The sequence below is a fragment of the Bacillus sp. Medicinal_06 genome (genome assembly GCF_056711665.1).
The window spans coordinates 518,435-538,385 of sequence record NZ_JBWYHD010000001.1; the positions used below are offsets into that span (position 1 = coordinate 518,435).

Below are 19,951 nucleotides of genomic sequence, written 5' to 3' on the forward strand. Positions count from 1 at the left end.
AATTCATATATTTTATCCTTTTTAACCTTTTCTCTTTTGTTGATACAGTTATTGTAAAATTTTAAAAACCTTATAATATAATAACCTTATTGGGGATATTTTATCTGAACTCCCTATTAAATTCACAATAATTATAATGACTTGATTATTATTTTTTTTATTTTTTTATAAATGTCTGTACATTGGTGGATACAAGCTATAAATGGATTACATAATTTAAATTAGCAATGTAAACTGAAGGGCGGTAAAAATTTAATGAAAGTCATAATTTTGTGTGGTGGAAAGGGATTAAGGATGCAGGGAATTCTCAAAGATATTCCAAAGCCATTAGTTCAAGTTCAAGGAAAACCTCTTATTTGGCATATAATGGATTGGTATAGTAAGTTTGGACATCATGAATTCGTCCTACCATTGGGATATGGAGGTGAAAAAATTAAAGAATATTTCATGGACTATACATGGAAAGAACATGATTTTAATTTAGATTTAAAAAATAATCGGTACCAGTTGCTTGAAGAACCAAAACAGTGGAATATAAAATTTATAGATACAGGGATTGAAGCCATGACCGGAACCAGATTAAAAAAGCTTGAAAAGCATATACAGGATGAGATGTTTTTATTAACTTATGGTGACGGATTAGCAACAATAAATATTAACGAACTTATACAATTTCATAAAGACAAAGGAAAAGTCGCAACATTAACTGGTATTAAAAAAAGTAGTCAATATGGTCTTTTACAGATTGAAAACGGGATTGCTGTGGATTTCAAAGAAAAACCGCTATTGAATGCTGTAATAAATGGAGGTTTTTTTGTATTTAACAAAGAAATATTCAATTATTTGAATAATAACGATTGTATGCTTGAAGAAGAACCTCTACTAAATTTAATAAAAAACAAGGAACTTGCAGTTTATGAGCACAATGATTATTGGATTAGTATAGATACACCAAAAGATCTTAAAGATGCAAATGAAAGCTGGAACCCTAACAAAAATAGTTGAAAGGAGTGAATAAACATTGCGTTTTAACAAGAGAAATAAAAATTGGCCGCACCGCTATACTCCCTCTAAAGTAGAAAAAGATTTCCCATTATCTTCAGATGCTTCAGCTATTGATCGCTCCAAAAAATCTACAAGCGAACAAGTCTATCCTCAACCTCATAATAAACAGCCTCACTCCGAAAACCATTTTTGTGCCATAGTTGGAACAGAATACGCCTTGAAAATAATTGCTTTACAGCAATCCCTAATGAAAAATTCAAAAAGATTCACATTATGGATTTGTTGTATAGATGTGTTTGTGTATTCAATATTGAAAGAAATGAACTTGAATAATGTAAAGCTCTTACAGGTAGGTGATATAGAGGATACAACTTTGAAAGATATTAAAAAAAATAGGACAGTTAGTGAATACTGTTGGACTTTAAAGTCCGTACTTATTGAATATTTGTTAGTAAATTATAATTTGCCATCTGTTCTTTATTGTGATAGTGATTTATATTTCTTCTCTGATCCTAACATGATATTTAAAGAATGGGATGACAATTCTATTTATCTTTGTCCACAGAGAGACCTTGACTGGGTAGAAGGAAAATATGGAAAATATCAAGCTGGATTAATTGGATTTAAAAACGATTTCTACGGATTAAAGAGCGTACGATGGTGGAAAGATAAATGCTTAGATTGGTGTAGTGCTAATCCTGATAACGGAAAATTTGGTGACCAAAAATATTTAGATTTTATCCCTATTTATTTCCCAAAAGTAAAAATCTCCAGAAATCTAGGTATAAATGCTGCACCTTGGAATTGTATTTATAATAACAATTATAAAATTGATAAAAACCAAAATGAGATATACATCGAAACAGATAAACTAATTGTATATCATTTTGCGTGCATTACCATTTTCAATGAACAAGATTTTGACCTTTGGTCTTTAGGTAAAATTTCAATACCAAATAATATATTGCATCTTATCTATACCCCTTATCTAGAAGAAATTCAGTTTATCCTCACAAAATTAGCAAAAAAATTAGGTGACAAAACACAGCGCCTGTTAAGTGTTAAAGACATAAGTGCAGCGCAAACTTTATATAAAGATTCACAATTAAGAAGAAACATGAATCAATCAAATCATTTTATGAATTATTCAATGATTATAAGTCAAAAACGTTTAATTCAAGGCCTAACTTGCTATTATTCCCTTGAAAGCCACGGTACCGATTTTATAATGTGGATCTGCTGTATGGACAATTTAACTTATCGAATTCTAACAAATCTAAAATTGAAGAATGCTATACTGATCCATGTGAAAGACATAGAAAATCAAGAACTCCTAAGTATAAAGAATGAAAGAAGTTTGCAGGAATACTGTTGGACATTAAAAGCTCCTCTATGCCTCCATATTCTTCAATATTATTCTGAAGTCGATCACATTATATATTGTGACGCAGATATGTTTTTCTTTACAAAGCCTACCATAATTCTTGATGACTGGTGGAAATATTCTGTATTTCTTTGTCCACAGAGAGGTACTGCTGAACTAGAAAATGTACATGGCATGTATCAGGCGGGTTTAATAGGATTTAAAAATGATCAAAACTGTAAAGATATTTTAACATGGTGGAAAGATAAGTGCCTAGAATATTGTAAAGATGTATATGATATTGAGATGAATAGATGGGGAGATCAAAAATATTTAAATCACATCCCTGATTTATTTTCGAATATCAAAATCATGACTCATAAGGGGATTAATGCTGCACCTTGGAATCTAATTTTAAATAATCATTCTTCTATAACAAAAACAGAAAGCAAGATTTTTATAGATCAAGATGAATTAATCGCTTTCCATTTTGGGAGTATGCAAATTATTAATAAAAACGAATTTGATTTATGGAAACAAGAACCTGTAGAAATTGATCAATCAATTTTAGAATATATCTATATCCCTTATATCGAAAAAATAAGAAATACATGTCGCATACTTAATACTGCTTTTTCTCTTACTCCTTTATTTGCTGGACAATTAGATAATTCCTCAGTAAAAAACTATTTCCAATACCCTACCTCACATTTCAGATAAAGTCCATTCTCTCTTTTATACAAATAGCATTATTTTCTAACCTTTACAAAACAACTAAGTAAAATTATTTATTCCCTTCACCTAAAAAATTTTTAAGGAGACGAATGAAATTCCATGAATAGAATTTATAATTTTGAAAATAAAACGTTTCTTATCACTGGCGGATACGGTTTTATTGGTTCTCATTTAGTACGAAGATTACTAAGATCACAAGCAAAAATCGTTATTTTGGCAAGACATTCATCTAACACGTGGCGCCTTAAAGACGTATTAAAAAATGTCAAACTGTATGAAGTAGATATACGCAATAAGATACAAGTTCAAAATATTATAAAACAAATTCGTCCAGATTATATTTTTCATCTCGCTGCATATGGGGTAAATTCAGCTCATACAGATTACATGAATGCCATTGAAACGAATGTTTTAGGTACAATTAATATTATTCAAGCAGCAAAGTCTATAGATTGCAAAAAGATTATTAATATTGGAAGCAGTTCTGAGTATGGAGATAAAGCAGAATCTATTCATGAAGATATGGCATTAACACCGGTAGATATTTATGGAAGTAGCAAAGCAGCAGCCACTATACTTGCCCATCAAATTGCTGCTGAAAATAATACTAACCTTATCACCTTAAGACCTTTTGGAATATTTGGAGAAGGTGAAGAACCACATAAAATTTTTTGTTATATTATTTTACAAGTATTGCGGAATAGAACTGTAGATTTAACCCTATGTAATCAATTAAGAGATTACTGCTATGTAGATAATATTATAGATGCTTGTATGCTAACAATTGAAAATAATTCTATACAAAATGAGATTTTTAATATTGGAAGTGGAGAAATTTACCCTTTAAAACATTATGTAGAATTACTCTTTAAACACTTACAAACCGATAAAAGACCCAATTATGGTGCATTATCCTATAGAACGAATGAAAGAAGAATTTCTAAACCTAATATTAATAAAATTAAAAGTATGCTCTCCTGGGAACCACGCATAAGTATTGAAGAAGGTATTATTAAAACTGTAAATTGGTATAAACATAATGTACATCTATATCCGAATGTATGAAAATCTATTTCTAAGGTGTGAATCAATTGTTAAATAATAGCTTTAATAATGTATTTGATGGAAAAAAGATTTTAATCACAGGACACACCGGCTTTAAAGGCTCTTGGCTATCCATATGGTTAAAAGAGTTAGGTGCAACTGTAATTGGATATTCTTTAGATCCTAAAAATAAAAAAGATAATTTTATGTTAACAAATCTCCAAAACGACATAATTGATATTCGTGGGGATATAAGAGACTTTAATAAGTTAAATAAGCTTTTCAAAGAATATAAGCCTGAGATTGTATTTCATTTAGCCGCACAACCACTTGTTAAATATTCCTATGAGAACCCTAAAGATACGTATGATATAAATGTTATGGGAACAATGAATGTATTAGAAGCAATTCGTTTACATGAATCAACTAAAGTGGGAATTATAGTTACAAGTGACAAATGTTACGAGAACAATGAATGGGTTTGGGGATATCGCGAAAATGACCCAATGGGTGGACATGACCTTTATAGCTCTAGTAAAGGATGCTGTGAACTTTTAATTTCTTCCTACCGTAACTCTTTTTTTCCAGAAAAAAAATATGAGCATCATAAAAAAATAATCGCAAGTGTTCGAGCAGGCAATGTAATTGGCGGAGGAGATTGGTCAATAGACAGAATTATTCCTGATTGTATACGAGCATTGGAATCAAATCGAGAAATCTTTATTAGAAATACTAATGCAATAAGACCTTGGCAACATGTACTAGAACCCTTAAGTGGATATTTACTTTTAACAGAAAAAATTTTAACAGATGGTATCCTTTTTTCTGGTGCATGGAATTTTGGTCCAAAACTAAATAATATTGTCTCAGTAAAAGAGCTTGTTACCGGTATAATAAAGTCCTGGGGATGTGGGAATTGGATATCTTCAAATGTAAATCCAGAAGAATTTCATGAGGCAACACTCCTAAACCTGGATATAAGTAAAGCAAAATTCAAGCTCAACTGGGAACCAAAATGGTCTCTTCAACAGACTTTAGACCATACGGTAGACTGGTATAAAAATTACAAGGCGTACTCCAGTACAGAAATGAGAAATTTATGTATTGATCAAATTAAACAATATGTGCAGTCTTAAGAAAAGAAAATAACAATTTTGGTAGACCAAGTTGTTATTTCAAGGTGAATATCAATTTTCTCTTATACGTATTAACTTGAAACTTTTTATTCCTGCCAACAGTATTTCCTTTTAAGAAGTTAGCAAAAAACGTTTTAATATTAGGGAAATTCAATATGAAATTTTCATTCCATTTTCTCCTTTAACTGATACACACATATATTAATAATCTAAATAATCATTTTAGCTCTCTCCAAAAAAGCACTATTCGAAAGTGCTTTTTTTGGTTGATCCAGTCTTCGAGCGTAATGTTATATGACTGTCTTATTCTCACAAAATGTCTTTTGCATAATTAGATATGTCATTATCAAACACTTTTCTGCGGTATTTAAAATGATCATGCAGAAGAAAGACTGAATATTTATTACTATCTAATTCCATTGTGTTCTCAACTTTCTATGTGTATAGATTTATTTTGACAAAATCATCAGATAACTATAAGCACTTTAACTTACGCCACCAAAAATTCATCTCCCACTTATCGTTGAGCTACGCCCTTCACACGATTGAAGTGAGAGGATTCTTTTCGGTAACCTAGTTAAAAGATCCCGCTCCTCTTATATGAAAACATGTCCATTAAGCGTCTATTTTAGTAATAGGATTCTTCACCTGCTGTTTCCCTCTAAACCATGCAAAGATGATTGAGGCTATGAGAATAAATCCAAGATAGCCCGTTAGAGGGTATACAGTTCCTACTAGTTTAGTAAACCCGATGAAGCTCGCACTAAACGCTGCAATTCCAAATAGAACAACAAACATTTTGAATTTAGGTAATTCTGGTTTTATAATCCTTGCTGTGAAAGCATATAACATTCCTACGGCAGTATTGTAGATCATACCTAATAATACAATAGACATAAATATGCCGAATATTGGGGAAATCTCATTCGCCAAAAAGAGTATAGGCATATCTACGTCTGTTATTTTGTTTAGTTTTGTAAGCATACCAAGATTAATAAGTAAAATAAGAATGCCTAACCCTATACCACCGAGTATCCCTCCTAGCCCCGCCGTTTTCTCATCTTTTATTGTTCCTCCCATCACGATAAGCATAGCAGCACCTGCGGCAATGTTATATGAAACATATAATAACGCTCCTAATCCCCAATTCGATGCAGCTGCGTTTTGCTTATCTGCAATTTGTTGTAATTCATAGAAACTTACATCCATTGTAAAAAAAGAATGAATAGCAATGATGATGACAAGTATAAGTAAGAACGGTGTAACAAGTCCAATTATCGAAATAACTCTTTGAATGTTAAAACAAACTGTTACAATAGTTAATACAGTCATAATGATATTTCCGGCAATACCAGGAATACCAAACTGTTGTTCAAAAATCGAACCAGCTCCAGCCATCATCACAGCTGTAACACCAAATAAGAAAAATATAATGATTACATCAACAACAATACCCAGGTAAGAACCGCAAATATAGTAAATCACATTTTTGTGAGAAGTTGTCTGCAAACGGCTTCCCAGTTGAGTTAGATTCATTCCTAAAAATGCAAAAAGAATAGTTGCGACGCATGCGCCTATAACACTCATCCATCCAAAGCTTGTGAAAAATTGTAAAACTTCCTGTCCTGAAGCAAATCCCGCTCCGACAATTAAACCAATAAATGCTCCAGCAATCCGAATACTTCTCTTCATACTTACCTCCTTATAAATCTGAATTTTCCGATAAATTTAAGCGAATTAAGAAAAGGAGGAGCCTATCTCCCTCCTCTTTGGCCCTATTAAAAATAGTTTTTTTCGTAATCTGTAAATCGTTGAATCATTTCTCGATTTGGTTCATAGCCAATTCCTGGTTTATCAGGGACGCTAATCATTCCGTTTTCAACAACTACTTCAGGTTCAATAATATCTCGCTCCCAATAGCGAGAAGACCCCGCAGTATCACCAGGCATAACAAAGTTTGATAATGTTGTTAAAGCAATATTATGTGCTCTCCCTATACCCGATTCAAGCATGCCACCGCACCAAACTGGAATGCCTTGTTCCTGGCATAGATCATGTATTTGTTTTGACTCTGTTAGCCCCCCAACACGTCCAATTTTTATATTGATAATCTTACAGCTTCCCAGTTCAATTGCTTTTCTGGCATCTTCATACGAGTGAATACTCTCATCCAGGCAAATTGGAGTTGAAAGCTCCTTTTGTAACCGTGCGTGATCGATAATGTCATCTGGGGCTAAAGGTTGCTCAATCATCATTAAATCAAATTCATCAAGCGCCTTTAATCGCTCTATATCTTTTAGTCGATAGGCAGAATTGGCATCAGCCATCAGCGGAACATGAGGAAAATGTTTACGGACTTCCCTGATGACTTCGACATCCCAACCCGGTTTTATTTTTATTTTCATTCTTTTATATCCATCATTGACGTACTCATCAACCAATTGAAGTAAATCGTCAACCTTATCTTGGATGCCAATACTAATCCCGACCTCTATTTCTTTCTTTTCCCCACCAAGAGCGGCCGCGAGTGGAATTCCTTTTTGCTTTGTATATAAGTCCCACACAGCACCCTCAATCGCGGACTTTGCCATATTGTTCTTACGGATATATGATAGACGCTCAAATACTTCCTGCGGATGTTCAATTTCTTTATTAAGTATACTAGGGATAATAAAATCCTCTAATATATGCCAATTTGTCTTTAATGTTTCCTCATTATACCAAGGAGAATGAAATGCAACTGATTCTCCCCATCCACTAATACCGCTTTCATCTTTAGCTTCAAGTAAGAGAAATTCCTTGTCTTGAAATGTTCCAAAACTTGTCGTAAACGGCGCTTTCAATTGCATTTTTATATGTCGTAAAATAATCTCTTTTACTATCATTTTTCGTTTCCCCCTCTATATTTATATAAGTATAAATGCATCTTCTGTTATTGAATTTTTCTTATTATTCCATTTCCCTCCAAATTTTGCTGCTTAACTAAAACATAATAGTGAACAAGCTCACCAGCATTTTTTATTAACGAAACAGCAACGTACTGCTGCGAAAATAGAGTTTGGAAGATTTCTCTCGTTTTAAAACGCCAATCAATTGCAAGATCATAATCTGTATTTTTCATCTGTTGAAAGTTGGATGGTACCGGTACTAATAAAGGTGTATCCATAGCAGCAATATTATGTAAATCTTTTTCAAGATTTATGAGTTTTGGTAAATGATCCTTCGATTGTACCCATTGAATAACATGTTGTGCTTGATTCATGTAATCCTCTTGTTGCTTAGAAACATGCGAACTATCAATCCACCATTCAACTTTAAAACGATCAGAAGGGAGTCCCCGATTCAAGTTATCTTCCATTTCCCCATAGCAATTTTCCATATATGTAGAGCAAATAGCACGTAGCTTCGATAAGTTTAAATAAGCGTTTCGCGTTTCAAGTGGATCATACGTCCATGTGATTAAGTTATATCCCTTTTCATAAGCAAGTTTCTTTTGAGCTTGTTTCAGTCCAGCTCCAACTCCTTTTCCTTGATGACTTGGATGAATACCAAGCATGTGGGAACATAAATAGCTTTGTCCTTCAAAAAAGCCAGGAAAACTGTAGCTAAATCCAATCATTTCTCCATTTAAAAAGGCTCCTAGTAAAAGACCCCCATTTTGAGAAGCTGTAATCGTTTGATGAAGTGGAATTGGCTCCATATCCCATACATCTTTTTCAAGATTTTGCACGAACTTCATATCGGTATAATTGTTTAGTTCACGTATTTCAATTGTTGAATTCACGTTAACTCCCCCGTTTTATATGCTTCTATTGTATTCAATACTGTCTTTGCAAGAATTTCGATACCAGCATATATAGCCTTTCGATTAAAGTTCATTTGTGGATGATGAAGCCCAGGCTGCAAATCGCACCCTAATCCCAACATTGTTGCTTTAACGTCTGGATTTTCTAACGTATAAAAATGAAAATCTTCTCCCCCTGAAGTAATAATGGGTTCTTGAAGCTGACGTTCACCTAAAGACTCCACAATCGCTTTTCTCATAAAATGCTGCGCCTCTTTACTCACCTCAGCTGCAGCTACACTCGCTTTTGTTTCTAACATGATTTCAACCCCGTAAATCTTCTCCATACCTTTAACAATGTTCTCGATTTTTTCAGTAAGTTCATGCATGACTCTATTTGTTTGCGCTCGTAAATCAATACTAAATAAGGCTTTACCCGGAATAATATTTCCTGACTCACTCCCGGCATGGAACTTTGTCATTTTGGCTGTGTAAGGTACCATCGGATCTAAATGAATACTTTTCATTTCATTAATTATAGATGCCCCAATTTCAATGGAATTTTTCCCCAGATGTGGTCGTGCCCCATGTGCATCCTCACCATGGATTTCACCTGTCAAAAATTTGGCTGCCCCATGATAAATCGCAGGTGCAGCTTGACCATCTTGTAATTCTTGAATTGGTCTAAGATGAACACCGTATAAAAAATGTACATCGTCTAACACGTGCTTTTCGATCATCTTTAAAGCTCCGGTTCCCTTTTCTTCAGCAGGTTGAAAGATGAATTTAAGTTTAGTAGTAGAAACATTTAAGCTTTGAAGCAGAAGCATTGTTCCAAGAACCATTGTCATATGTGCATCATGTCCGCAAGAATGGTTCGCTTGGAATTGACCATCAACTTCTTGCCAAAGCGCATCCATATCTGTTCGTAAAGCAATACAAAATTCTCCTGTTCCTACCTCACTGACGAGACCTGGACAATCATCAAAAGTTTGCACCATAAAGCCCCGTTCCTGTAAAAAATGTTGAATATATTCCGTTGTTTTATACTCCTGCCAGCTAATTTCTGGATGATTATGTAAATGTTCGTAGACTGAGTCAATCTTCGGTTTAAGTTGTTTTATATATTCCTTCAATCTTTTCTTCCCCCGCTTTATACAAAAAAGTAATCTCCATTCAGCCTTTCGTACTGTTCCTTGCGCTTTTCAAATCGATCTTTATCCTTGATAGAAACACCAGCAACAATAGCATTCAAAAACGAAAACAGTACTGGAGTAGCATCAATCGTTGATTTCTCAGATGAATACATTTGGAAAATAGCATCTGCATATTCCCTAATTGGAGCAAGAGGAGAGTCCGTAATTCCAATCACAAAAGCTCCTTGTTCCTTAGCCATTTCGGCCACTTTAATTGTTTCCTTCAAATAACGATGAAACGAAATAGCGATTAGGGTTGATCGATGATCTATCTCACTTAAAGTACATAACAAATCGTTTGTTTCAGGATGAAGAATCTGGACGTTTCCCCTCACGAGACCGAGAGTCATTGTGAGCCAATTAGCTGCAGAAAATGAAGACTTTAACCCTAAAACATAGATTTTATCCGTCTTTACTAATTGATCGACAACCCGTTCAAATTCATTTTCATCAATATTATTGATGGTTTCTTGTATATGTTGACAATCTCGTTCCATTACTTTCGCATAAAAATGAGGTTGTTCGGCTAATTCAAGTTTGTTGGAAAAATATTGTCCAAGACTGCTCTTCATAAAAAGAAGTTGCTCACGAACCATTTTTTGAAGTTCGGAAAATCCTGATAATTTTATAGAGTAACAAAATCGAATCACAGTTGTTTCACTTACTCCAACCTGCTCTCCAATCTCACTTGCTGATTTAACAGCAAAATCGCTAGGCTTTTCTAATAAATATTTAGCAACTTTTTGTTGCCCTTTAGAGAGTTGATTGTATTCCTCTTGAATAATTTCTTTTAGATCCAAACATTTCATCCTTCCGAATTGAATTTAAAACTTCTACCAATCGCAATTATGAAGTTTAAACTTCATAATTGCGATTGATAGAAGAGTAACACATACCAAAACATAAATCAATAAAATTCTAAAAATTCAAACATAATAAATTTTAATACATTTTTTCTTATTTTGCTGATCGTAACACTTCGAAAACGCCCTTTAGGAAATTGAATGAACCGATACGATAGCTTAATTCTAGATTTAGAGTGAAGTAAGATACCCATCACGATAAACAAATAATGTTGACAATACACTATCCTTTGTAATACTTTTCATTACATATGCAAATTGACTCTATCAAAATACATTTCAAAGAAAGGGGCTATCAAATGATTATAAAAGTTGTAGATTATGATCAGAATTGGAACAACGAATATCGACAAGAAGAGCAATTGATAAGAAATATCCTTCAAAAAGAATTGGTGAATAGTTTTCATATTTGAAGTAAATCAGTTCCAAATTTAAAGGCAAAACCTATTATTGATATTTTACTTGTAGTCAATGATGTGAATAAATTGGATTCATTTTCTAACCAATTTCAAAATATTGGTTATGAAATTATGGTGGAATTCGGGATTCCTGAAAGAAGGTATTTCCGTAAAGGTGGAGATCATCGTACTCACCAAATTCACGCTTTTCAATATAACAACATAGAAGAAATTGAAAGACACTTAGCATTTAGAGATTACCACCGCGAACATCCAGCAATCTGCGAGCAGTATGGAGAATTAAAAAGCAAACTTGCGGGGCAGTATCCAAATGATATTGACGGATATTGCGATGGGAAGGACGAGTTTGTCAAATGTGTTGAAAAAGAAGCGATAAAATGTTATTGGACTGTACGTTAATATTCATTTTCAAATTACATTTATAACTATATTATGGTTTTGCAACTTTCTTCTTCAGCTCTCCTTATTTTTCTTAATTAAAAATACTCCATTAGTACAATAAGAAAAATAAAATATAATAATATTATTGTTACTTTAATATAAATTTGATTAAAAACATCCCATGAATCCCCATTTTACTCACATAAAAAGAATCCATTTTGAAAATATTAATCAAAATAGATTCTTTTCATGTGAACGATTATATAGAGGTTATAAGAATTTGATTCTTTTATTTTTTAATCATCATTGATGAATATAATCTTAGATTTTAAGATTCATGCATTTAAATCTGTTATGGCAGGAATAATAATTTCCTTTACACATGAAACAGGTGATAAATTTATCACGCATTGGACAATGGCTACAATATCTTGTACGGGAATACGTGTACCTTCATACAACATAATTGCCTTTTCTGCACCTTCTTCATAAGGGACTTCAGCAGCAAGCTCTCCTGGATTTATACACGTTACAGAGATCTTGTCTTTTCTCACATGCTCGCGTAAAGCATTTGTAATACCACGTAAGCCAAATTTAGATGTGACAAATGAAACTTGTGCATTATTCGTATGACCTAACCCTGCTGTTGAGCCAATTAAAATAATTTTTCCGTTTTTCGCCTGTCTTATATTAGGTAAAAGCGCCTGAATATAAGTAATAGTAGAGGTTAAATAAATATTGATTAAGTTCGAAATATCTTCAATTTCATCCTTATCGAACGTATAATCATCTTCAAAACCATGCTTTTCCCATACGCCGACATTATAGATTAATACATCAATAGGAACATCTTTTAACGTTTCTTTTAAAGAAGAAATTTGTTGTTGACTAGATAAATCAATTGCGAGCCATTTACGATTTACACCATCATTTATATCTAAACTACTTGGCCTAGTGCGTGACACCACCCATACTGTATCTCCCTTGGTGGGTAAACCTTTTACAAATGCATCACCTAGCCCTTGGCTTGCTCCAAATATAATAAAGTTCTTACTCATCCCATCACTCCTTCTTAACAACTAAAGTAATCCTATATAGGGGCACTCAACTACTTGTATGCCATTTCAAAAGTCTCTTTCTTTCCATCCCATTCAATTGTAACAAGAAACGCTTCTTCCTTATCATGCACTGCACAACCTGAACATGATGATTTTAATTGAATCGTTCCTCTATCAATGAATCCTGTTCCTTCTTGATTGCCACTATTACTTCCAACTTTCCATTTTACTTCATTAACTTTTTCTTTATTTTTTCCTTTGTAAGTAATCGTACCTTCTCCAGACTCATTCGTATCTGTTTGTGAAATGATATATTTTCCTTTCCAATGCTTACTTTCTCCAACATATGAATAGGTGCGATCACAACCACTTAACAGAAAAAAACATATCATTATACTGAGCACACTAATGAATTTCTTCATAACTTCCCCCTTTTCAAGATTTCATTAAGATATTGCATCTCCATAAATCAATAAAAAAGGTGTGGTTATATTATTTGCTCTCTCCTACTTATTTCGCATTGGTATTATAAGGACTTTTTTACATTTTCATTGATCCATCCCCGCATCATCAGCAATTCCTCATTTGAAGCAGTTCCTTCCCCATATCTCACTTTCTCATAAATTGGAATAATATCATTACTTTTGCGAATACGAGAAAACCATTGTTGAACCGTCTCTTGTAATCTTCTCTTTTCAAACTTCGGTAATGTCATTTCCCATTTGATTAGCATTGCTCTTACTTCTTCTGCTGGAAATATGAAACTATCTTGATTTTCTTGTTCTGCATTTCCCTCAGCTTTTCGTATTTCTTTTTGTTTCAAATGTATATGATGAATCGGCTGCTTCTTATTCCGTTTACGGCGAAAGATAAAAAGTACAATTAAAACCACTAAAAAAAGGATGCCAATCTGTATAAATACATTTCCATTGTTAAATCCTAAAAACTCTTCGCCACCAATTGGCACCTTTTTATCTCGAGGGATTCCTTTGAAATCCCCTTTCTGATAATATCCATCTTTATTAAAATCTGGTGAATCTTCAATTTCATATAATACTCCTGAATCCTCCCCTGGTTCCATCGGCGTTCCTTCTCCTATGAATTTCCATTTTCTTTGTGTTAGCGGTTCACCACCCTCTCCTATCTTTGATTGAGAAGAATCTATTACCTGTTCCTTTGCAAAAAAAGCGCCTTTCGTTATTCCAATCGCTAATATAAAGCAAAGACCAATAGCTAGGAAACAAAATATAACACGTGATCCCCATTTCAATTTACTCACCGTTCCTCCCTTTACTTCACGATTTGCACCCACCCCTTTTGCTTCTCAGGTGGATATCCAATAATTAATGGAATACAGCCCGCTTCTTGTCTTCGGAATCCTGTTTGATAAAAGAAATGCGCATTAAGCGGTGTATCTTTTTCTGTTAACGAAGACAATAGATCCATTGCTTTATAAAGTTGTTTTCGGTGCTTTCCGCCATTTAAGTGAATCACACCTTGTTCCCGTATTCCATTTATCCATAGTTCAAACGAGCAGTCTTGTGAAATTAACTCCCGACATACCCCAGCAGCGACTTGAATTAAATATTCCATATCCGTACGAAGCGTATATCCTGTTTTCCCCAATAGATTTACATACAGCGCATACCGATCGCCTTGTGTATATTCATACTTTTTCGCACTAATCACTCCAGTTTTTGCGGTTGCACCCCAATGAATCGAACGAAAAGATTCTCCTTCATATGCTTTCACACCTACTATTTTCGTTTCATCATATAACGGAGAAACAGCCGCTCTGCGAAACCCATGCTTCCAAGTTGTCATTTCTGGTATTGTTACTTTCGACATTTGCGGAAGAATATGAAATACAGGAAGTTTCTTTTGTTCGATAGGTAAGTAATATGTTAAAAGACCGAACGGATCTGATATTTTCACTTCTGCTGCTTGCCACCCTTGTCTTCCTCTTTCATTTGCATTCCCCTCTAACGTAATTGTTATCATATCTCTCCCTTCTATCTGGAAAGGGATTTGATAGGAGTGATTCGAACGCTTCATCTTCTGATCCGATTCCCACTCCACTTGTTCGTCAGAGCGAAACTGCAGAGCTGCTTTAAAAATTGGGAAACGGGCCTCATTTATAATTTGTATGACACATTCTCCTCTTTCGTTCATAAATAGTCTCTGTTGATTTTGAGAGATGCCCCATCTCACTCTCATGATTGCTTTCATATATAAATACAAAAATCCGACTAATAACAAATAAAACAAAAAGATAGCCACAATGAAAAATTGATTGGTAAATACGACGAGAATAAGACAAATAGCACCAATTCCCCCTATAAAAAGAGACTCTAACAACGGATGTTTCTTTTTTATAGTCTCATTCATACGCTTTCCACTGGAACTGCAAGTTTTTCTAAAATCCCTTGCAGTACATCTACTTTAGTTGTTTTCATATCCCCTTCAATTGTTAACGTTAAGCGGTGTGCACAAACCGGAGCTGCTAAAGCTTTCAAATCATCAGGAGTTACATATTCCCGCCCCTTTAATAAAGCCCTTGCTTGAACAGCTCTCATAAAAGCTAAAGATCCACGCGGACTCACCCCAATTTCTACTAAATCATGATTTCGCGTCGCTTCTACAATATCAAGCAAATATTCTTCCACCTCATCATGTATGTGAATCTTTTTAGATTGCTCTTGCAACTCCAATATGTCAGAAAGAGTTACAACGCCTTGTAAGTCATTAAATGGATTGTTTTCTTTAAAGCGTTTCAACATTTCCTTTTCATATTTACGATTTGGATATCCTTGGCGAATCGTTAATAGAAAACGATCTAACTGCGCATCTGGAAGCGTAAATGTCCCTGCCGACTCTAACGGATTCTGCGTCGCCAATACAATAAATGGGCTTGGTAATACATGTGTTATCCCTGCAATTGTTACTGTTCGTTCTTCCATTACTTCCAATAACGCTGATTGTGTCCGTGGAACGGCCCTGTTAATTTCATCTACTAAAACAAGATTTACAAAAATAGGTCCTTTCCTTGTTTTAAAATCACTCTCTTTCATATCAAAATATTCTAAGCCTACTACATCACCAGGTAACGTATCAGAGGTAAACTGGATACGTTGAAAGGCTCCATCAATACTTTTCGCAAGTGTCTTCGCCAGTGTTGTTTTTCCTGTTCCTGGTACGTCTTCTAATAAAACATGTCCGTTTGCGACTAGCGCAATCATTGCCAAATCAATTACTTCTTCCTTTCCTACAATGACTTTCGAAACATTTTCTTTAATTTTCTCTAATATAGACATATTTTGTATCCACCTCTATTATTTTACTTTTCTGATATTTTAACATGATAACCTTTTTCTATAAACTGGAAAATCTTTTTCTTCAGCCATACTTCACATATTCTTTTTTTCATGTAAAAAACTACTTGTACAAAAGAAATAAACCGTGAAATCTAGCGAATAAATGATAGGTTTCATCTATATAATCAAAGACTAAAATTTTGTAATGTTTATACCTTTCATCTCAATGGTATAAAGTGAAACTTCTATTAGTGGGGGTTTCTTCATCCCCCACTAATTGTTAGCCCTCACCAATCAGGCTTTTACGGGCAGTCACCTCCCACCTATCTTCCTCGTTTCACTTTGAATATTAAGATGGGGGACTTATGGCCCATAGATCAGGATATTTAGCTGAACGTCGGGAAAGATACACCTAAAAATGATTAGGGTGGTGTCGATGAATAGAATTTTTTACCTTTTCTTGTTATTTATTTTTTTCCAAATAGTTACTGTAAATAACGTATTTGCAAATTCAAATGATAAACCCCAACCTTTTGAACAAATCTATTCTGAAATTGGATATACAACTGTCGAAGAAGCTGTACGTGAAGTTGAAAAACATTTCAAACAAGACTTAAAACTGCCACTTAGAGTTCCTCCTATCGAATTCACACACTATTTTGGAAGATTTAGTGATTTAGAAGGTGAAATGAACGACTCATTTGAAATGGAATTTATTAGTGATAAATCTCCTGAAAACCATTACAAAATTGATGTGCGACCTGTTAAGCATAAAATCCCAATAAAAGATAAGTATGTTTTGGGTGTTTATAAGCTGAAAAATGACATTCAAGCCACATATATGAATATTTCTAGTTTTAATGTATTAGTTTTTGATAGAGATAATTGGCAATATATGCTTAGTTTTGATAAAAGGGGTTCTGACAAGGTGACACCCAAAGTATTAGTTAAAATAGCTAATTCAATTGATTACTCTTCCGAACAGAAAAACAAATATGATTGAAGGTATCGGGAACTTTGTATGAAGTTCCCTAATTTAGTTTAAAAATCTACATTAAAATTTAACAGATCCATTTCTTTAAATGTACAACACGATACATATACATTTTTCTCTTTCTATTACATTACAAAATTATTATTTCATTACCAGTGTTTCTATTTCCTTACTAACGTTTTAAAGCCTAATAACATATTGGAAAAGTCACTTTCATTCCTTTTAAAATAGGTGTTGGTATTACAGCCAGGAGGTGAAAGCATGATAAATAAACAACGTGAATTGTGGCTTGATTCAGCAAAAGGATTTGCAATGATTCTTGTTGTTGCAGGGCATGCTTACAATCATAACAGCCTTATAACCTACATCTATTGGTTTCATATGCCTGCCTTTTTTTTGTTTAGCGGTTATGTATCTAAACCGGTAGAACGATGGTCACAAATCGGACCTTATCTAAAAAGAAGAGCACATAGCCTTCTCATTCCTTATATAACGTACTTAGGTCTCTTCACAATCATTCGCTATGTAGAAGAATTAATACAAGGGAATGTTTCTTTAAATTGGTATATAGAAGATATTGGAAATGTACTGTTTGGTGGAAGGTTTATTACAAGCTATTACGGAGTATTTTGGTTTGTAACTTGTCTGTTCTTTACACAAGTATTATTCCTTGTTATCTTTCTTATTTTTAAAAGAACAAAAACCCGCTTGTTGTTTATTATACTCTTATATATAGTGTCTCATATTGAAGGAAGTTATATCGGTACATTGGGCGGCTTAGAGCCTTCCCTACATGTATGGATCCCTTGGAATATAGATGTGTCTATGCTTGCCCTTGTATATTATAGTATAGGGTATTATATAAAACCGTATATACAACAAATCCCTTCTGTACTTACAGGGGTCTGTATCTTATTGATAATTGGATTTATTACAATTCAGGAACTGAATATGATGGATTATCATTTAAGTATGAAGTATGTATCATATGAACACTATGGTTTGGATGTAGTGATTCCGTTAGTAATGACCATAGCATATTGCGGGATATTCCAGCTCATGAAATCCGGAACAATCCTATCGCTTTTTTCTCTTATTAACAAAAAAGGCATGGCTATCATGTATATGCACATAGGGGTTAATAAAATCCTCCTTCAATTTACAGATTACGGAAATATAATTTATACAATTGTAGGAGTAACAATCCCCCTATTCATTACTATATTTATTGTAGAGAAAAAAGATAAAGTTAGGAATCTCTTCTTATTCATAATACAAAGGCGTAGTGAATTAAGACGCTCTAGAAGGATGAGAACAGGATAAAGTGAAACTTCCATCAGTGGGGTTTTTCTTCATCCCCCACTGATAGTTAGCCCTCACCAATCGTGCTTTTACGAACAGTTGATTCCCCACTTACTTTCTTTACTCCTGCTGAATTTTGAGATGGGAGTCTTACTGCCCGTTAATGCGGGATAAATAGTGTATACAACTCTCTATACAAAAAAAGATGTCTAAATTAGACATCTTTTCATTTAGATACTAGATTAGCAAGTTTCCAATGGATATCTCCAAATGGATCAAGCTTGCTATCCATATATAGATACATACTATTGAAATCTTTTGGTAGATTTTCCATCTTAAATGAAACGTCAAAAGTTAAAGAGTAGCCAGCTGGAACACTTTTGAATTTCTCTTCGTACATAGGCATAACTTGACCTTCATATTTTTCTCCCGTCTTTTCATCTTTAACAAAATACTGTATTTCTGAAAGATCAATTGCTTTTTCATCAGCCCGAGCATTATTAATCGTAACACGAGCTACAATGCGCTCTATTCCATCTACTTGCTCATATTTTGCATTTTCAACTGTTGCTCTGTAGTACCCACCTTTTGCAATTTCTCCATATAGTAGTGCATCCTTCTCCATTTTGTTCTCTTCAGACACTTCTTTTGATTGAGTAGTTACTTCTTGCTTTGTTGTCGTTTGTTCACTACAAGCTACCGTTAAACTTGTAAGTAAAAATGCTGTACATGTTACTTTTAGTAAAGATTTCATAGAACTCCCTTTCCCTATCCAAAAAATTAAAACACAGGAATAATTTTACTCCAAAAGATAGATAGAAAGGAAGATTTTTTAGGGAATTTGTTTTTATTCCTAGAACGCTGATTATGTCAATGAAAAGTTCCTTAAGTATTTCTAATGTACTCTTTGTAAATGATTAGCCAAGCGTTCAGAAACAAGAATGGTATAAACCTTCACAACAGAGAAATAATACCAGTATAAAGTAACTATCTATTTAAGGAGGAACAATGCATATGTCTACTCATAAGCCAAATCGTTCAAAAAAAGAATTAACAACCAAAAAAAACCAACACACAAATGAGTTGAACGCCACGGAAGATGTAAGCATGCAGGATGGCGATAACATCTCAATTTACTGGGGCGATGAATGGAATGTAGAAGAGGGAGAAAAGAAACAAGAAAAATAAGGATAAACCTTAGAGATATTATATAAAGTGAAACTTTAATCAGTGGTTTTTTCCCCATCCTCCACTGATTCTCATTCCAATTATCTCGTAAAAAATATGTTCTGTTTAATCAGTAACGATACAGTTTTCAATAAACCTCAATATTCCATCAGTAATGTAGATACAATAA

Annotated in this window: 18 protein-coding genes and 1 pseudogene; 8 read left to right on the forward strand and 11 right to left on the reverse strand. The window is 33.7% G+C overall.

Features of this window, described 5'->3' with window-relative positions:
• Positions 1–255 precede the first annotated feature (255 nt).
• The 4 genes from AC1M36_RS02775 to rfbG all read left to right on the forward strand — a co-directional run bounded on the left by AC1M36_RS02775 (position 256) and on the right by rfbG (position 5,283).
• On the forward strand, positions 256–1,005 hold the full coding sequence (locus tag AC1M36_RS02775) for a sugar phosphate nucleotidyltransferase (RefSeq protein ID WP_479845573.1): 750 nt from the start codon (positions 256–258) through the stop codon (positions 1,003–1,005).
• Between the two features lie 16 nt (positions 1,006–1,021).
• Positions 1,022–3,088 carry a glycosyl transferase gene (locus AC1M36_RS02780; protein ID WP_479845574.1) on the forward strand — a complete coding sequence of 689 codons (2,067 nt, stop codon included), beginning with the start codon at positions 1,022–1,024 and terminating at the stop codon, positions 3,086–3,088.
• A 114-nt stretch (positions 3,089–3,202) separates the two neighbouring features.
• On the forward strand, positions 3,203–4,168 hold the full coding sequence (locus AC1M36_RS02785; RefSeq protein WP_479845575.1) for an NAD-dependent epimerase/dehydratase family protein: 966 nt from the start codon (positions 3,203–3,205) through the stop codon (positions 4,166–4,168).
• A 26-nt stretch (positions 4,169–4,194) separates the two neighbouring features.
• Entirely contained in the window at positions 4,195–5,283 is a 1,089-nt protein-coding gene (gene rfbG / locus AC1M36_RS02790; protein ID WP_336452415.1) for a CDP-glucose 4,6-dehydratase, read from the forward strand.
• A gap of 615 nt (positions 5,284–5,898) precedes the next feature.
• Here rfbG and AC1M36_RS02795 read toward each other — a convergent pair.
• The 5 genes from AC1M36_RS02795 to AC1M36_RS02815 form a co-directional block, all read right to left on the reverse strand.
• Positions 5,899–6,975 (reverse strand): YkvI family membrane protein, encoded by a 1,077-nt coding sequence (locus tag AC1M36_RS02795; RefSeq protein ID WP_336452416.1) that lies wholly within the window; start codon positions 6,973–6,975, stop codon positions 5,899–5,901.
• Positions 6,976–7,061: 86 nt separating this feature from the next.
• A complete protein-coding gene (gene menC, locus AC1M36_RS02800; RefSeq protein WP_479845576.1) occupies positions 7,062–8,168 on the reverse strand; it encodes an o-succinylbenzoate synthase in 1,107 nt (368 codons plus the stop codon).
• Between the two features lie 47 nt (positions 8,169–8,215).
• The gene (locus AC1M36_RS02805) at positions 8,216–9,022 is read right to left on the reverse strand and encodes a GNAT family N-acetyltransferase (RefSeq protein WP_336452460.1); all 807 of its coding nucleotides are present in this window, start codon (positions 9,020–9,022) and stop codon (positions 8,216–8,218) included.
• A 41-nt stretch (positions 9,023–9,063) separates the two neighbouring features.
• A complete protein-coding gene (locus tag AC1M36_RS02810) occupies positions 9,064–10,203 on the reverse strand; it encodes a M20 peptidase aminoacylase family protein (protein WP_479845577.1) in 1,140 nt (379 codons plus the stop codon).
• Positions 10,204–10,220: 17 nt separating this feature from the next.
• On the reverse strand, positions 10,221–11,063 hold the full coding sequence (locus AC1M36_RS02815) for a MurR/RpiR family transcriptional regulator (RefSeq protein ID WP_336452419.1): 843 nt from the start codon (positions 11,061–11,063) through the stop codon (positions 10,221–10,223).
• Between the two features lie 488 nt (positions 11,064–11,551).
• On the opposite strand from AC1M36_RS02815, the pseudogene AC1M36_RS02820 reads away from it, so the two are divergent.
• Positions 11,552–11,944: pseudogene (locus AC1M36_RS02820) on the forward strand (GrpB family protein); the annotation flags it as partial.
• 317 nt (positions 11,945–12,261) lie between these two features.
• On the opposite strand, the gene AC1M36_RS02825 reads toward AC1M36_RS02820, so the two are convergent.
• The 5 genes from AC1M36_RS02825 to AC1M36_RS02845 all read right to left on the reverse strand — a co-directional run bounded on the left by AC1M36_RS02825 (position 12,262) and on the right by AC1M36_RS02845 (position 16,298).
• Positions 12,262–12,984: an SDR family oxidoreductase gene (locus tag AC1M36_RS02825; RefSeq protein WP_479845578.1), complete on the reverse strand. Its 723-nt coding sequence runs from the start codon at positions 12,982–12,984 to the stop codon at positions 12,262–12,264.
• Between the two features lie 50 nt (positions 12,985–13,034).
• Entirely contained in the window at positions 13,035–13,406 is a 372-nt protein-coding gene (locus AC1M36_RS02830; RefSeq protein ID WP_336452422.1) for a hypothetical protein, read from the reverse strand.
• A 104-nt stretch (positions 13,407–13,510) separates the two neighbouring features.
• Entirely contained in the window at positions 13,511–14,263 is a 753-nt protein-coding gene (locus AC1M36_RS02835; protein WP_431613168.1) for a hypothetical protein, read from the reverse strand.
• An 11-nt stretch (positions 14,264–14,274) separates the two neighbouring features.
• Complete coding sequence (locus AC1M36_RS02840) at positions 14,275–15,372, reverse strand: DUF58 domain-containing protein (RefSeq protein ID WP_479845579.1); 1,098 nt, start codon at positions 15,370–15,372, stop codon at positions 14,275–14,277.
• A complete protein-coding gene (locus AC1M36_RS02845) occupies positions 15,369–16,298 on the reverse strand; it encodes an AAA family ATPase (protein ID WP_479845580.1) in 930 nt (309 codons plus the stop codon). The genes AC1M36_RS02840 and AC1M36_RS02845 overlap by 4 nt, the downstream gene beginning before the upstream one ends.
• Positions 16,299–16,734: 436 nt before the next feature.
• Between AC1M36_RS02845 and AC1M36_RS02850 the strand changes: the two genes are divergently transcribed.
• Together AC1M36_RS02850 and AC1M36_RS02855 are read left to right on the forward strand one after the other, a co-directional pair.
• The gene (locus AC1M36_RS02850) at positions 16,735–17,301 is read left to right on the forward strand and encodes a hypothetical protein (protein ID WP_336452426.1); all 567 of its coding nucleotides are present in this window, start codon (positions 16,735–16,737) and stop codon (positions 17,299–17,301) included.
• A gap of 252 nt (positions 17,302–17,553) precedes the next feature.
• Complete coding sequence (locus AC1M36_RS02855) at positions 17,554–18,615, forward strand: acyltransferase family protein (RefSeq protein WP_479845581.1); 1,062 nt, start codon at positions 17,554–17,556, stop codon at positions 18,613–18,615.
• 205 nt (positions 18,616–18,820) lie between these two features.
• Here AC1M36_RS02855 and AC1M36_RS02860 read toward each other — a convergent pair whose 3' ends face one another.
• On the reverse strand, positions 18,821–19,348 hold the full coding sequence (locus tag AC1M36_RS02860) for a hypothetical protein (RefSeq protein ID WP_479845582.1): 528 nt from the start codon (positions 19,346–19,348) through the stop codon (positions 18,821–18,823).
• 260 nt (positions 19,349–19,608) lie between these two features.
• Between AC1M36_RS02860 and AC1M36_RS02865 the strand changes: the two genes are divergently transcribed.
• Positions 19,609–19,782, forward strand: a complete 174-nt coding sequence (locus tag AC1M36_RS02865; RefSeq protein ID WP_336452429.1) for a hypothetical protein — start codon at positions 19,609–19,611, stop codon at positions 19,780–19,782.
• Positions 19,783–19,951 lie beyond the last annotated feature (169 nt).

What these genes read in the sequence shown, in the direction of transcription:
- AC1M36_RS02865 (WP_336452429.1), top strand. Translation starts at nt 19,609, where the DNA reads ATGTCTACTCATAAGCCAAATCGTTCAAAAAAAGAATTAACAACCAAA.
- menC (WP_479845576.1), bottom strand. Translation starts at nt 8,168, where the DNA reads ATGATAGTAAAAGAGATTATTTTACGACATATAAAAATGCAATTGAAA.
- AC1M36_RS02775 (WP_479845573.1), top strand. Translation starts at nt 256, where the DNA reads ATGAAAGTCATAATTTTGTGTGGTGGAAAGGGATTAAGGATGCAGGGA.
- AC1M36_RS02840 (WP_479845579.1), bottom strand. Translation starts at nt 15,372, where the DNA reads ATGAATGAGACTATAAAAAAGAAACATCCGTTGTTAGAGTCTCTTTTT.
- AC1M36_RS02805 (WP_336452460.1), bottom strand. Translation starts at nt 9,022, where the DNA reads ATGAAGTTCGTGCAAAATCTTGAAAAAGATGTATGGGATATGGAGCCA.
- AC1M36_RS02855 (WP_479845581.1), top strand. Translation starts at nt 17,554, where the DNA reads ATGATAAATAAACAACGTGAATTGTGGCTTGATTCAGCAAAAGGATTT.
- AC1M36_RS02845 (WP_479845580.1), bottom strand. Translation starts at nt 16,298, where the DNA reads ATGTCTATATTAGAGAAAATTAAAGAAAATGTTTCGAAAGTCATTGTA.
- AC1M36_RS02785 (WP_479845575.1), top strand. Translation starts at nt 3,203, where the DNA reads ATGAATAGAATTTATAATTTTGAAAATAAAACGTTTCTTATCACTGGC.
- AC1M36_RS02795 (WP_336452416.1), bottom strand. Translation starts at nt 6,975, where the DNA reads ATGAAGAGAAGTATTCGGATTGCTGGAGCATTTATTGGTTTAATTGTC.
- AC1M36_RS02825 (WP_479845578.1), bottom strand. Translation starts at nt 12,984, where the DNA reads ATGAGTAAGAACTTTATTATATTTGGAGCAAGCCAAGGGCTAGGTGAT.
- AC1M36_RS02860 (WP_479845582.1), bottom strand. Translation starts at nt 19,348, where the DNA reads ATGAAATCTTTACTAAAAGTAACATGTACAGCATTTTTACTTACAAGT.
- AC1M36_RS02850 (WP_336452426.1), top strand. Translation starts at nt 16,735, where the DNA reads ATGAATAGAATTTTTTACCTTTTCTTGTTATTTATTTTTTTCCAAATA.
- AC1M36_RS02830 (WP_336452422.1), bottom strand. Translation starts at nt 13,406, where the DNA reads ATGAAGAAATTCATTAGTGTGCTCAGTATAATGATATGTTTTTTTCTG.